Source organism: Streptomyces sp. NPDC052301 (assembly GCF_044593395.1).
In the GTDB taxonomy this organism is placed as follows: domain Bacteria; phylum Actinomycetota; class Actinomycetes; order Streptomycetales; family Streptomycetaceae; genus Streptomyces.
Genome location: NZ_JBIUBE010000011.1, coordinates 39,425 through 53,255 on the forward strand (window position 1 = coordinate 39,425; position 13,831 = coordinate 53,255).

The 13,831-nt window shown below is 71.9% G+C and carries 10 protein-coding genes; 7 read left to right on the plus strand and 3 right to left on the minus strand.

Going from position 1 to position 13,831, the window contains the following annotated elements:
- Nucleotides 1–9 precede the first annotated feature (9 nt).
- From ACIHEJ_RS28070 to ACIHEJ_RS28080, 3 genes are all read left to right on the plus strand, one after another.
- Complete coding sequence (locus ACIHEJ_RS28070) at nucleotides 10–1,722, plus strand: VWA domain-containing protein (protein WP_400139591.1); 1,713 nt, start codon at nucleotides 10–12, stop codon at nucleotides 1,720–1,722.
- Between the two features lie 88 nt (nucleotides 1,723–1,810).
- Nucleotides 1,811–3,427: a methionine--tRNA ligase gene (gene metG, locus ACIHEJ_RS28075; RefSeq protein ID WP_400139592.1), complete on the plus strand. Its 1,617-nt coding sequence runs from the start codon at nucleotides 1,811–1,813 to the stop codon at nucleotides 3,425–3,427.
- 55 nt (nucleotides 3,428–3,482) lie between these two features.
- Nucleotides 3,483–3,623 carry a hypothetical protein gene (locus tag ACIHEJ_RS28080; protein WP_400139594.1) on the plus strand — a complete coding sequence of 47 codons (141 nt, stop codon included), beginning with the start codon at nucleotides 3,483–3,485 and terminating at the stop codon, nucleotides 3,621–3,623.
- A gap of 291 nt (nucleotides 3,624–3,914) precedes the next feature.
- On the opposite strand, the gene ACIHEJ_RS28085 is transcribed toward ACIHEJ_RS28080, so the two are convergent.
- Entirely contained in the window at nucleotides 3,915–4,262 is a 348-nt protein-coding gene (locus ACIHEJ_RS28085; protein WP_400139596.1) for a DoxX family protein, read from the minus strand.
- A gap of 141 nt (nucleotides 4,263–4,403) precedes the next feature.
- Between ACIHEJ_RS28085 and ACIHEJ_RS28090 the strand changes: the two genes are divergently transcribed.
- From ACIHEJ_RS28090 to ACIHEJ_RS28100, 3 genes are all read left to right on the plus strand, one after another.
- On the plus strand, nucleotides 4,404–5,186 hold the full coding sequence (locus ACIHEJ_RS28090) for a hypothetical protein (RefSeq protein WP_400139597.1): 783 nt from the start codon (nucleotides 4,404–4,406) through the stop codon (nucleotides 5,184–5,186).
- A gap of 53 nt (nucleotides 5,187–5,239) precedes the next feature.
- Nucleotides 5,240–5,932: a nucleotidyl transferase AbiEii/AbiGii toxin family protein gene (locus ACIHEJ_RS28095; RefSeq protein WP_400139599.1), complete on the plus strand. Its 693-nt coding sequence runs from the start codon at nucleotides 5,240–5,242 to the stop codon at nucleotides 5,930–5,932.
- 91 nt (nucleotides 5,933–6,023) lie between these two features.
- Nucleotides 6,024–9,140: an FG-GAP-like repeat-containing protein gene (locus tag ACIHEJ_RS28100; RefSeq protein ID WP_400139601.1), complete on the plus strand. Its 3,117-nt coding sequence runs from the start codon at nucleotides 6,024–6,026 to the stop codon at nucleotides 9,138–9,140.
- A 68-nt stretch (nucleotides 9,141–9,208) separates the two neighbouring features.
- On the opposite strand, the gene ACIHEJ_RS28105 is transcribed toward ACIHEJ_RS28100, so the two are convergent.
- Both ACIHEJ_RS28105 and aspS read right to left on the minus strand, forming a co-directional pair.
- The gene (locus ACIHEJ_RS28105) at nucleotides 9,209–9,541 is read right to left on the minus strand and encodes a hypothetical protein (protein ID WP_400139603.1); all 333 of its coding nucleotides are present in this window, start codon (nucleotides 9,539–9,541) and stop codon (nucleotides 9,209–9,211) included.
- 106 nt (nucleotides 9,542–9,647) lie between these two features.
- On the minus strand, nucleotides 9,648–11,411 hold the full coding sequence (gene aspS, locus ACIHEJ_RS28110; protein ID WP_400139605.1) for an aspartate--tRNA ligase: 1,764 nt from the start codon (nucleotides 11,409–11,411) through the stop codon (nucleotides 9,648–9,650).
- A gap of 238 nt (nucleotides 11,412–11,649) precedes the next feature.
- Here aspS and ACIHEJ_RS28115 point away from each other — a divergent pair, with 238 nt between their 5' ends.
- Nucleotides 11,650–13,830 carry a SpoIIE family protein phosphatase gene (locus tag ACIHEJ_RS28115; RefSeq protein ID WP_400139607.1) on the plus strand — a complete coding sequence of 727 codons (2,181 nt, stop codon included), beginning with the start codon at nucleotides 11,650–11,652 and terminating at the stop codon, nucleotides 13,828–13,830.
- Nucleotide 13,831 lies beyond the last annotated feature (1 nt).

Below are 13,831 nucleotides of genomic sequence, written 5' to 3' on the forward strand. Positions count from 1 at the left end.
GGTGCGCACATGGGCATTCTCACTCTCCTGCGGAACGCATTCGGCCGCTCACGCAAGGCACGGGCCACCGAAGCAGAGGGTGCGGACCACGCCCCGGCGCTCCCCTCCGACCTGCGGCAATCGCCTACGCCGGCGGCCACCACGGAGCCGGCGACGGCACCGGCCGAGCCCGCCGCACCGACGCCGCCCAAGGCCGCGGAGCCTGCGGAGCCCGCCGCGGTGCCCGCCCCCGCCACGGAGCCCACCCCGGCGGCGTCCGAGACCCCGGAGCCCCGCGAGTCGACACCCACGGTCCCCGAACCCCGCCGCTCGGCCCCCGAGGTCCCCGAGTCCCACGACCTGGTGGCAGCGGCCTTCGACAACGTGAAGGTCCCCCACCCCGCAGAACCGACGGACGACCGGACGATTGAGCCGGGGGTCACGGAGAAGGCGGAGGCTGCGACCGATCCGACGGCCGCGGAGGAGGCGGAGGCCGAGCCCGCGGTCGCGGAGAAGACCGAGGCCGAGGCGGCCGCCGAGCCCGCAGTCGCGGAGGAGGCAGAGGCCGAGCCCACGGTCACAGAGGAGCCGGCAGTCGAGGCCGAGCCCGCGGTCGCGGAGAAGACCGAGGCCGAGGCGGCCGCCGAGCCCGCAGTCGCGGAGGAGGCAGAGGCCGAGCCCGCAGTCGCGGAGAAGCCGGCGGCCGAGCAGAAGGCCGAGGCCGAGGAATCCCCCGAGCCGGCTGCTGAAGCCGAGCCGACTGCTGAAGCCGAGCCGCGGGCGGAAGCGGTGGCGGAGCCCCGGGCGGCGGTCGAGGCTGCGGAAGCCGAGCCGGAGCCCGAGGCGGCTCCCGAACCGGTGTCGGCGCAGGTGGACGACTCCGTCGTACCGGGGGCCGAAGAGGCGAACGAGCCGGCAGCCGCCGACGGCGAGGACACCCCGCAGGGGACATCCGCACCCGCCGACGAAAGCCGCACGGACGGTGCGGGTGGGGACGAGGACACCGAAGGTGAGGCCGAGGCGCAGGCGGAGCCGGACACGCACCCGGAGACGGCCGCCACCGGCCCCAAGCCCAAGCCCGCCACCCCCCTCACCCGGGTGAAGTCCCGCGCCCCCTCCCTCACCACCGCCTACAAGGCCGCCGCCACCGCCCTCAAGAAGACCGACCTCACCGGCACCCGGGCGAAGCTCTACCTCGTGCTCGACCGCTCCGCGAGCATGCGCCCCTACTACAAGGACGGCTCCGCCCAGGCCCTCGCCGACCAGACCCTCGCCCTCGCCGCCCACCTGGACCCCGAGGCCACGGTCCACGTCGTCTTCTTCTCCACGGAGCTCGACGGCACCACCGACCTCACCCTCGACCCCGACCACGAGACGAAGATCGACGACGTCCACGCGGGCCTCGGCCGCATGGGCCGTACCAGCTACCACGCCGCCGTCGAGGAGATCCTCACCCACTACGAGAAGAACGCGGCCCCCGGCACCCCCGCCCTCGTGGTCTTCCAGACCGACGGCGCCCCGGACGCGAAGACCCCCGCGACCCAGGCCCTCACCGCGGCCGCGGACACGCACCCCGCGCTGTTCTTCTCCTTCGTCGCCTTCGGTGAGCACGACAACAAGGCCTTCGACTACCTCCGTAAGCTGAAGACCGCCAACACGTCCTTCTTCCACGCGGGCCCCACCCCCCGCGAGCTGACGGACACCGAGCTCTACGAGGGCGTACTCGCCGCCTGGCGCCCGTAAGCCCGACACCGTCCGGGGGTGGACCACCGCGTCCACCCCCCGAAACGCGTGTGAGTCGATCTCCACGGGCCCAGTAGGATTTCGACTTATGGCGGCCACTGGATCCGAGAAGCAGGCGGGTAAGGCGTTCTACGTCTCCACGCCCATCTATTACGTCAACGACGCTCCTCACCTGGGCCACGCCTACACGACCGTCGCAGGCGACGTGCTCACGCGCTGGCACCGTCAGCGTGGCGAGAAGGTGTGGTACCTCACCGGCACGGACGAGCACGGTCAGAAGATCATGCGCACGGCCGAGGCGAACGGGGTGACGCCCCAGCAGTGGGCGGACAAGCTCGTCACCGAGGCCTGGCAGCCTCTCTGGGAGCACCTGGAGATCGCGAACGACGACTTCATCCGCACCACGCAGAAGCGCCACACCGACCGCGTCCAGGAATTCGTGCAGGACCTGTACGACAAGGGCGAGATCTACAAGGGCGGCTACGAGGGCCCGTACTGCGTCGGCTGCGAGGAGTACAAGCTGCCGGGCGAGCTGCTCGACGGCGAGGGTGAGTTCGCGGGCCAGAAGCTGTGCCCGATCCACAAGAAGCCGGTGGAGATCCTCAGCGAGGAGAACTACTTCTTCAAGCTGAGCGCGTACACCGACAAGCTCCTCGCCCACTACGAGGCGAACCCCGGCTTCATCCAGCCCGAGTCCGCGCGCAACGAGGTCGTGAACTTCGTCCGCCAGGGCCTGCAGGACCTCTCCATCTCCCGTTCGACGTTCGACTGGGGCATCCCGATCCCCTGGGACGACAAGCACGTGATCTACGTGTGGGTCGACGCGCTGCTGAACTACGCCACGGCGGTCGGCTACAACGAGAACCAGGAGAAGTTCGAGGCCACCTTCCCGGCCGATGTCCACCTGGTCGGCAAGGACATCCTCCGCTTCCACGCGGTGATCTGGCCGGCCATGCTGATGGCCCAGGGCCTGCCGCTGCCGGGGAAGGTCGCCGCGAACGGCTGGCTCATGGTCGGCGGCGAGAAGATGTCGAAGTCGAACCTGACCGGCATCAAGCCGCAGGACCTCACCTCGCACTTCGGCGTGGACGCCTACCGCTGGTACTTCCTGCGCGCCATCGCCTTCGGCCAGGACGGCTCCTTCTCGTGGGAGGACTTCTCCGCCCGCTACACGAGCGAGCTGGCGAACGACTACGGCAACCTCGCCTCCCGCGTGGCCGCCATGGTCGGCAAGTACTTCGGCGGCACGCTGCCCGAGGCCACGGCCGACGGCGAGGCCGAGAAGGCGGTCCACGACGGTCTCGCGAAGGCCGTCGCGACGGCTGACCTGAAGATCGGCGAGGAGCTGGACTTCCAGGGCGGCATCCTGGCCGTCTTCGACTTCGTCAAGCAGGTCAACGGCTACATCACCGAGCAGGAGCCGTGGAAGGTGGCCAAGGACGAGTCGGAAGAGGGCCGGGCCCGCCTGGCCACCATCCTCTACACGGCCGCCGAGTCGCTCCGCGCGGTCGCCGTCCTGCTCAACCCGGTCATGCCGGAGACCTCCCAGAAGCTCTGGGACTCCCTCGGCGCGGAGGCCGGCCTCGGTTCCCTGGCCGGGCAGCGGGTCCAGGACGCGGGCGAGTGGGGCAAGCTGCCGGTGGGCTCCACGATCACCAAGGGCGCGGTGCTCTTCCCGCGCCTGGAGGAGAAGCCGACCGCGTAGCGGACGCACGATGCGAGGGGCCCGGGAGAGTTCCCGGGCCCCTCGCCGTTGCGGGGTGCGGCTACGACAGCACCCCGGCCCGGCCGTCGTCGCCGGCTCGGACGGCAGGTTCTTCGCGGACGTCTCCAGACCGGCCGTGAGCGTCGGCGTCCCGTTCACCGTCGGTTTGGTCTTCTTCGACGCCGCCGGGTTGTAGGCGGCGAACAGATCGGTGACCGTGCCGTCGACCAGGTTGCCGCTGCCCGCGATCGCGCCGGCGCCGGCGCCGCCGAGCAGCTTGGCGACCTTGCCGCCGGACGGCACCTTCCAGTAGTCGGCCTGTGCCACGACCTGGGCCTCGGCGCGTGAGTCGATGCTGTAGAGCGGGGCGTAGCCGTCGACCGTCGTGGTGTCGTACACGTCGTCGTAGTGTGCCGAACATCCCTTGCGACTCCTCAGTGGCCGCCGCGCGGAGGCAAGTTGCCGTGCTCCCGGAGAAGTTCCGGGCTCAGCTCGCGAATCCGAGGACGAGCGCGGCGACCACCGGTGCGGCGTAGACGAGCGGGAACGGGATGTGGGAGTACCAGCGGGCCCGTGCCACGGTGAGGGCGGCGCCGGCGAAGTAGGCCACCAGACCGACCCCGGCCAGCACCCCCATCACCGGCACGAACAGCCCGGCCACCAGCCCCACGGCCCCGGCGGTCTTGGCCAGCCCCAGCCAGGTCCACCAGCCCTGGGGTACGGAGTAGTCCCGGAGTGCCGTGACGATCCACCGGGCCCGCAGGAGCAGCACGGTCCCGGAGAACCCGGCCATCAGCGCGGCGAGCAGGGTGACGACGACGTGGGCGAGGTGCATGAGGAGCTCCCATCGAGCACTCGGTGAGCTGCGGACACCTCTTCGACACCGGTGCCGGGCGTCGTGTGACAGAGGCCGGAAAGAAATTCCGGGACCGTTCCCCGTGTCCCCTCGCCGCCCCGGCGGGTAAGGTCCCGCTCCATGTCCTCGCAAGCCACTGACCTGCACCGGGCCACCATCGACGCGATCCTCTCGTACGCCGGCCGGGCCACGCTCCCCTTCCAGCGGGCGCACGCGTCCGGACCGTACGGCACGATGTTCTGGTTCAACGAGCTGCTGGAGTCCACCGAGGACGCGGACACCGTCCGGCAGCTCCTGGTGACCGCCTCCGAACCGGCGCGCCTGGTCGAGCTCGCCGAGGTGACCCTCCGGCCGGAGCTGTGCGATCCGGCGCCGAGCGCGGAGAAGCTGCTGATACGTGGCTTCGCCGGGGGCTGGGCCCATCTGGACGGGCTCGGGGTGGCCGTGCAGTCGACGGCGGGGCTGCACGCGTACGCGGCGCGCAAGGGCTGGACCTGGGCCGCCGACGGGATCAGGGACGGTCTGACGGCCCGCGCGGACGACCTCGCCCTGATCACCGCGGCCCCGGTGACGGCGTACGCCCTGGCCCACGACGTGGCCGGGGAGGACGAGGACCGGGACCAGGCGATCGTGGTGGGTTCGCTGGCCCGGGCGGCCGACGGCTCGATCCGCTGGGGCACGAGGCTGCCGGAGGGCTGTGCGGGCGCCCCGGTCTTCTACAGCGCCCCGCAGGGCGACGACTCCTTCAAGCTGCTGTGCGCGGGTGTGCTGCTCCCCGCCGACGACCACGGCTTCGGGCACCACGCGGTGGTGACGCTCGACCGGATCCGCGGGGCCCTCGCGGACCTCGGGCCCGCCGAGCGGCCCCGACGCCGCCGCTGGTGGCAGCGCCGCTCCGGGTGACCGGCGCGGGTCGCGCGGGTGCGCGAGCCCGGTTCTGGCAGAGTAAGGGGGTCGTGAACCTCCCCGAATCGCACCGCCGGCTCCTCGCCGACGTCGTCACCACGGGCGGCCCGTACGGGCTCGTGCTCGCCGGTGGATACGCCCTGCAGGCGCACGGCCTGGTGTCGCGTCCGCACGCCGATGTCGACTTCGCCACCCAGAGCGCCGAGCCCATGGACCGCATCGCCGCCGCGGTCGGTACGGCCCTGGAGGCTCGGGGCCGGCAGGTCCGGGCCGGGACCGGCACCGCGCTCACGGCACAGCTGACGGTCACGGACCCGGCGAGCGGCGGGAGCTGCGTCCTCGGGCTGCACAAGGAGGCGTTCTGGCAGCCCCCGGACCTCACCGAGTACGGCCCGACGCTCTCCCTGGAGGACGCCGTCGGTACGAAGATCCGCGCGCTGTACGACCGGGGGGCCGCCGTCGACCTGGTCGACGCCCACGCGGCGGCGGCCCGCTTCTCCCTCCCCGCCCTGGAGGAACTGGGCCGCCGGCACGCCCACGACCCCTTCGACCTGCCCACCCTGCAGTCCCGGCTGACCGGCACCGACTTCTACGCGGACGCCGACTTCCGCCGCTACGGCCTGACGGAACCCGAGGTGGGCGAGGTGCGCGCGTGGGCCCAGCGATGGTCCGACGACATCGCCGAACGGCTGCTGGAGGACGGCGCTTCCCCTGACATGGAGCCTCCGGACGCCGGGGACTGAAGCGGCACCCGGCACCCCAAGAGCGGGAAAAGGACTGGTAAAGTCCGCTCACTTGGCGAGGGCACGGGCCCTCGTGGGGAGGGAATCGCACGTGGGCAGACACGCCCTGAGACGACGCGGACTGGCCGCGGTCGTCTCCTCGTTGACGGTCGCCGCGGCGGCCGTGTCCGGCGCCGTCCTGACGCAGGGCGGCGCCTCGGCCGATCCGGCCGCCCCGGCGGCCGGCACCGCTGAGATCACCCTGACCGACCCCGGCTCCACCCGCCCGCGCACCGACCGGCCTCTCGTCGCTGGTCCGAGCGGCTTCCTGCACCGGCAGAGCGGGATCCTGGGGCTCCTGTGGACGGACTACTCCGACGGCTCCAGCGTCGTCGTCCGGACCGCCGACGGCGTCTACACGCCCACGGGCTCCTGCGCGGACCTGGGCTCGACGACCTGCGGGGAAGCCTGGTACGGCGCCGACGGCGACCTGGTCGCGCTGCCGTCGGCCGGATCCGTGGCCCTGTGGGACCCGGCGACCCGCACGGCTTCGGCCTTCACCTCCGACGAGGCGTACCAGGGGCTGGCCGGCCGGACCGTGATCACCGAGCGCTCCCTGCACGACCGGGTGGACGGCGTCTGGCGCTCGCGGCCCATCACGCCGGAGGGCCTGCGGGTCACCTCGGGCACGATCACGGCCGCCGACGAGCACGGCGCGCTGTTCCGGGTGGGCACGGACCTGTACTACCTCGACGTCGACACGGCCGTCGCCACCAAGGCGTTCAGCGCGGTGGGCGCCCGGCCGGTCACCGTCATGAGCGACGACCGGATCGGCTGGTACGACTCCGGCTCCGGTGATCTGCACCTCGAGCCGCGCACCGACCCGGGCGGCACCGCGCAGGTGGTCGACCTGCCGCCGCCCGGCGGCGTCCTGGACGGTGCCCCGGTCCTGCTCGGCGACCGGCTGCTGCTGCCGCTGTCCGGCGGCATCGGCAGCGGGACGGGCACGAGTCTGACCGCCGTGTCCCTCGCCGACGGGTCGTCACAGACCCTGCTGGGCAAGGCCGGCACGTACGCGGTCCGCGCCTCCGGCGACAGCGCCCTGGTCACCGGCGGCACCAGCGGCACCGACTGGTGGGCCCAGCGGGTGAGCCGGGCCGCCGACGGCTCGCTGACCGTGACGAAGACGGCGCAGGTCCCGGCCGTGGAGAACGCCAAGACGGGCATCGCGCTCAGCCGGGGCAGTCTGCGCGTCGCCGAGGACGACCCGAGCGGCACCCTGGACACCACCTCGGTGCGCACGCTCGCCACGATCGGCGGTGGGCTGACCGCGTCCGAGCCGCAGGCCGGCGACAGGATCGACCCGGTGTGCCCGTACGCGGGCGCCGACTGCTCGGCGCTGTGGGGCAACCTCGGCGACGGCCCGCGTGACGTCTACCTCACCACGTTCTACGACGGTGACGAGGGCGGCACCGGCCTGAGTCACGCGGACCGGCTGGTCGCGATGAACGACGGTGCCTCCGACAACCCCCTGGAGTTCCGCACCGAGGGCGGCACGATCGTCGACGTCTCCGACGACTACGCGGTCTACAACTCCGGCGGCGCCTCCCCGGCGCAGTACGTCGGTGAGTTCGGGCAGGGACAGAAGCTGAAGCGGTCCGTGCGTGCCGCCGCCCTGAACGGTTCGACGCTGTGGAGCGCCGCGGGCACCGGCAGGCTCACCTCGTACAGCCTGGCCGAGGACCGCACCCTGGCCACGGTCACCGTGCCCGGTCTCGGCTGTGCGCCGAGCGAGCTGCAGGCGGCGGGCCGCTGGGTGTACTGGGCGTGCGCCGACGGTTCGGCCGGTGTGTACGACACCAAGGCCGCCACGTCCCGCGCGGTGACCGGCGGCGACGTGCTGCTCGGCGACGGCTTCACCGTCCGCCACGACCGCGCCGCCGGCACCCTGGTGCTGACCGACGCGGCCACGGGCGCCACCCGGGTGCTCGCCACCGACGTCGCGGACACCGGCCTCGCCGTGGACCGCCGCTTCAAGTGGACCGTGGACGAGTACACGGGTCTGGTCGCCTGGACCGACCTGTACGAGCGGACGCACGTCGCCACCACCGGCGTCACGCCGTCGGCCGTGACGGCCTTCGAGACCCGGGCCTCGAGCTATGTGGACCCCGGCATGCGTTTCGAGGGCTTCTGGCTGCTGTCCCGCCCGGTCACGTCCTGGTCGGTGACGTTCACCTCCGTCCAGAGCGGCGCGACGGGCAAGGTGACCGACACGATCACCGGGGGCGCGTCCTCGGCTTGGGTGACGACGAACTGGTACGGCACCACGGTCACCAACGTCCGCTTTCCGAACGGGGAGTTCACCTGGACCCTCAAGGCCACCGGCACCGGCACGGGGACCCCGGTCACCGTGGCGACCGGCAAGGGCTTCCTGGCCCGGGGCGCGGCCGTGCGCCACGACTTCGTCAGCCTCGACGGCCCGGACGGCCGGGGCGACCTGCTCACGCTCAACTCCTCCGGCGGGCTGACCTTCCAGGCCGGCACCGGCAAGGGCACGTTCGGCAACAAGGTCTCCGGCACCGGCTGGGCCACGAGCATCACGGCCGTCCCCTTCGGCGACCTGAGCGGCGACCGCTGCAACGACGTCCTCGTCCGGCTGAGCAGCGGGGCCCTGCGCCTGTACAAGCCGGGCTGCGGCCACGCGGTCACGCCGAAGACGTCGTACACGACCCTCGCGAGCAGCGGCTGGACGCAGTACGACGTGCTGACCTCGCCCGGTGACGTGACCGGCGACGGCCGCCCGGACCTGGTCGCCCGCAACGCCTCCACCGGCGCCGTCTACCTCTACAAGGGCATGAGCACCGGCAAGCTGTCGGCCCGGGTGAAGCTGTACGACAACTGGAAGGGCTACCAGAAGATCGTCGGCGCAGGTGACCTGAACGGTGACGGCGTGGGCGACCTCCTCGCCCAGGACAAGGCCGACACCCTCTACCGGTACAACGGCAAGGGCGACGGCACCTTCGCGGCCCGCGTGAAGCTGTTCAGCGCGTGGGGCGGGTCCTACAACGCGGTCGTGGGCGTCGGCGACATCACCGACGACGGCAGGGCCGACCTCGTCTCCCGCGACACCGGCGGCAACCTCTACCGCAACAACGGTGACGGCAAGGGCTCCTTCGGCTCCCGCACGAAGATCGCGACGGGCTGGGGCGGATACAAGTCCCTGTCCTGAGCCTCGCGCCGGCGAGAACGGGGTGCGGTCCGCGCGCGGGCCGCACCCCGTCGTCGTACCGGAGGCGCTCAGCAGCCGTCGTGCGTCTCGTCCGGGGCGACGCCCAGCGTCAGCGGCGTGCAGGTCCCGGCGTCGATCACCTTGAGGGTGAGCGTCAGCGGGACGCCGTCCTGGTGCTCGGTGACGTCCTGCCGGATCTTGTCGGCATCGATGCAGTACGGGCCCTCGACGGCCTCGGAGGTCAGCGTGCGGCAGGCGCCCGCGGCGGAGTCGTCGTCCGCGGACGCGTCCACGGCCAGGGCGCCGCCCAGGCCCACGGCCACGGCGGTGACGGCGCCCGCCGCGAGCACCGTACGACGGGTCGGGTCACGGTCTCCCGTGCTTCCAGGGGTATCGGTCATGCGCCGGGACGGTAGGGACGGAAGCAGTCACCGAGCCCGGATACGGCTGTGCGCGCCGATCGTCAAGAGTGAGTCAGGACAGATCGGCGCGCACGGACACCCGGTACTACTTCGGCTGCGGCTTCCTGATGCTCAGGTGCAGCTCGCGCAGGCGGGACTCCTCCAGCTCGGTCGGGGCGCCCATCATCAGGTCCTGGGCGTTGCCGTTGAGCGGGAAGGCGATCGTCTCGCGGATGTTGGGCTCGTCCGCGAGGAGCATGACGATGCGGTCCACGCCGGGGGCGATGCCGCCGTGCGGCGGGGCGCCGAAGCGGAAGGCGCGCAGCATGCCGGCGAACTTCTCCTCGACGGTCTCACGGTCGTAGCCGGCGATCTCGAAGGCCTTGAGCATGATGTCCGGCTCGTGGTTCCGGATCGCACCGGAGGACAGCTCGACGCCGTTGCAGACGATGTCGTACTGCCAGCCCAGGATGTCCAGCGGGTCCTGGGTCTCCAGCGCCTCCAGGCCGCCCTGCGGCATGGAGAAGGGGTTGTGCGAGAAGTCGATCGCGCCGGTCTCCTCGTCCTTCTCGTACATCGGGAAGTCGACGATCCAGCAGAACCGGAAGACGTTCTCCTCGAAGTGGCCGGCGCGCTTGGCGGCCTCGACGCGGACCGCGCCCATGATCTTGGAGACCTCGTCGAACTCGCCCGCGCCGAAGAAGATCGCGTGACCGGGGGCCAGCGAGAGGCGCTTGGTCAGCTCGGCGACGTTCTCCTCGGTGAGGAACTTCGCGATCGGGCCGGACAGCGCGCCGTCCTCACCGACGCGGACCCAGGCCAGGCCCTTCGCGCCCAGGGACACGGCGAAGTCGCCGAGCTGGTCGAAGAACTTGCGCGGCTGGTCCTGGACCGCCGGCACCGGCAGCGCGCGCACGTGCTTGCCGGCGAAGGCCTTGAACTCCGAGCCCTCGAAGACGTCGGTGATGTCCACCAGCTCCAGCTGGGCGCGCAGGTCCGGCTTGTCGGAGCCGTACTTCAGCATCGCCTCGCGGAACGGGATCCGCGGGAAGGGCGAGGTCACGTGGCGGCCGTTGCCGAACTCCTCGAACAGCTCGGTCATCAGCTGCTCGATGGGCTGGAAGACGTCCTCCTGCTCGACGAAGCTCATCTCGACGTCGAGCTGGTAGAACTCGCCCGGCGAGCGGTCGGCGCGGGCGTCCTCGTCGCGGAAGCAGGGCGCGATCTGGAAGTAGCGGTCGAAGCCGGAGATCATCAGCAGCTGCTTGAACTGCTGCGGGGCCTGCGGCAGGGCGTAGAACTTGCCCGGGTTCAGACGGGAGGGGACCACGAAGTCACGGGCGCCCTCGGGGGAGGTCGCCGACAGGATCGGGGTCGCCATCTCGTTGAAGCCCAGCGCCGTCATCTTGTGGCGGATGGCCGAGATGACCGCCGTACGCAGCATGATGTTGCGGTGCATGCGCTCGCGGCGCAGGTCCAGGAAGCGGTACTCCAGGCGCCGCTCCTCGTTGACCCCGTCCTCGGCGTTGATCGTGAAGGGCAGCGGGGCGGCGGCGCCCAGCAGCTCGACCTCGGCGACCTCGACCTCGACCTCACCCGTGGGCAGGTCGGGGTTCACGTTCTCGGTTCCACGTGAAACAACGCGGCCGTCGACGCGGACCGTGGACTCCTTGGAGATCTTGTCCAGGGCCTCGTACGCCGGGGTGCCCGGGCGGGCGACCAGCTGCGTGATGCCGTAGTGGTCACGCAGATCGATGAAGAGGATGCCGCCCAGGTCGCGCCGATTGTGCAGCCAGCCGCTCAGCCGGACGTCGGTGCCGACGTCAGAGGCGCGGAGCTGGCCGCAGGTGTGGGACCTGTACCGATGCATCGTCGTTCATCGTCCTTCGTGTGTGGGTCTGCGGGGGAGGTTGCTCTCCCCGGCGAGAACGGGCACGGGGCCCGGACCCACCAAGGGTACCGGGCACCCCAAGATCGGGTCCCCACCATTACCGTCCGCCCACCCGGTACCGGCACGAGACGTTCGGCGATACCTCCAACCGTGGAACCGATCCCATCAGATCTACTTACAGTGGCACCTATCATCTAGATCTTCATAAAGTGGGTCAATGCGCACAGGCGAGCCCCTCCCGTACGTCGGGGACGTCCTCGCCGCCCTCGCGACCGGGATGTGGCACTGGGACACGGCCACAGGACTGGTCACCGTGGACGCGGAGGCGGCGCGGCTGCTCGGCCTGCCCCCGGAGCGCACCACCCTCACGGAGGCCCAGGCCCGGGCCCGCCTGCACCCGGTCGACTGGAACGAGATCACCGGGGTCGTGCAGCTGGCCGTGGCCGAGGGCACGCTCGCCGAGGTGCGCATCCGGATCATGGACGAGCACGGGACCGTCCTGCGGGTGGCCCGCAGCCGTTCGAAGCCGTCCTACGACCCCGAACGGCGGGCGTACGAGCTGATCGGCACCCTCCAGGAGGTCACCGAGCCGACCCCGGGCACACCGGCCGCCCGCAGCGCGGTCACCGGGGACTGGCGGCGCTCCCGGGAGGCGTTCCTGCTGGACGCGGGCCGGGCGCTGGCGGAGGCACGGTCGACGGCCGAGGTGCTGCGGGTGGCGGGCGGCCTGTCGATGCCGGGGTTCACCCCGGACGGGCTCGTGGTGTTCGGCGTCGAGGGCGACCGGCTGACGATCACCGGCCAGCACGGGCACCAGCCCCGCGACATGAACCCCTTCTCGCACATGGCGCTGACCACCGACTATCCGGCCACCGAGGTCGTACGGACCGGACGAGCCGTCTACCTCTCCTCGCCCGACGAGTACAAGGACCGCTACCCGCTCACCTGGCCGCTCGCCCGGCACTTCGGCCGCCGCTCGTGGGCCTTCCTGCCGCTGACGGTGGCCGGACGGACGATGGGCGCCTGGCTGGCGGCCTTCGCCTATCCGGTGGCGTTCACCCCGGACGAGCGCGCGGTCCTGACGACGGTCGCCCGGATGCTCGCCCAGGCGCTGTCGCGGGCCGAGGCCGCGGAGTCCGAGCGGGAACTGACGGAGGGTCTCCAGCGCTCCATGCTGCCGTCGCTGGGCCCGGACATCCCGGGGATGCGGCTGGCCGCACGGTACATCCCGACCGGCGGCGGACTCCAGGTCGGCGGCGACTGGTACGACATGATCCCGCTGCCCTCCGGCCGCTTCGCCCTGGCCATCGGGGACGTGCAGGGTCATGACGTGCGGGCGGCCGGGCTGATGGGCCAGCTGCGCATCGCCCTGCGCGCCTACGCCTGCGAGGGACACCGCCCGGACGCCGTCCTCTCCCGCGCCTCCCGCTTCCTGCACGGCATCACCCACGAGACCCGCGACCAGCAGGCGTCCGACCTGCGCTTCGCGACCTGCCTGTACGTCGAGGTCGACCCGGCGACCGGGATGCTGGAGATCGCCCGCGCCGGCCACCCCGACCCGGCCGTCCGGATGGCCGACGGCACGGTGATGATGCGGCCGACGACGGGCGGACTGCCCCTGGGCGTCGACCCGGACGCCGACTATCCGACGACCCGGTTCGCGCTCGAGCCCGGCGAGACGATGATGCTGTGCACCGACGGGCTGATCGAGACCGGCGGGCACGACTTGGAGAGCGGCTGGCGCCGGTTGCGCGCGATCCTGGAGGACCACCGGGGCGATGTCGAGCAACTGGCCGACGCGCTGGTCCAGGGCGTGCACGGCCCGTCCTCGCACCACACCACCGGCCCCCTGGCCGACCGCCGCGAGGACGACATCGCGCTGGTGGTGCTGTGCCGGCCCGGGGAGGGCTGCGGCTGTGGCGACACCCTGACCGCACGGCCGACCGTGCGGCGCACCCTGCTGTCGGTGGCCCAGGACGAGCCCGAGCGGATCGCCGAGGCCCGCCGGCACCTGCGCGAGCTGCTGCACGACTGGGTGTCGGCCGACCAGGTGGACTCCGCGGTGCTGCTGGTCTCCGAGATGGTCACCAACGTCCTCGTGCACACCGACGCCGACGCGCTGCTGCTCGCCGAGGTGACCGGGGAGGCCTGCGGCCGGCGGCTGCGGGTGGAGGTCACCGACGCGGGCGACGACCTCCCGCACCGGCGCCGCCCCGGCGAACTGGCCAGCTCCGGCCGCGGCGTGATGCTGATCGAGCTGCTCGCGGACGGCTGGGGCGTGGAACCGCGAGGCGAGGGCAAGAGCATCTGGTTCGAGCTCTACGAGTCCGGAAGGACGGAGGCGGACGCGGAGGCGGAGGCCGACGTGGAGACGGACATGGAGGAAGGGGCCGCCTGAC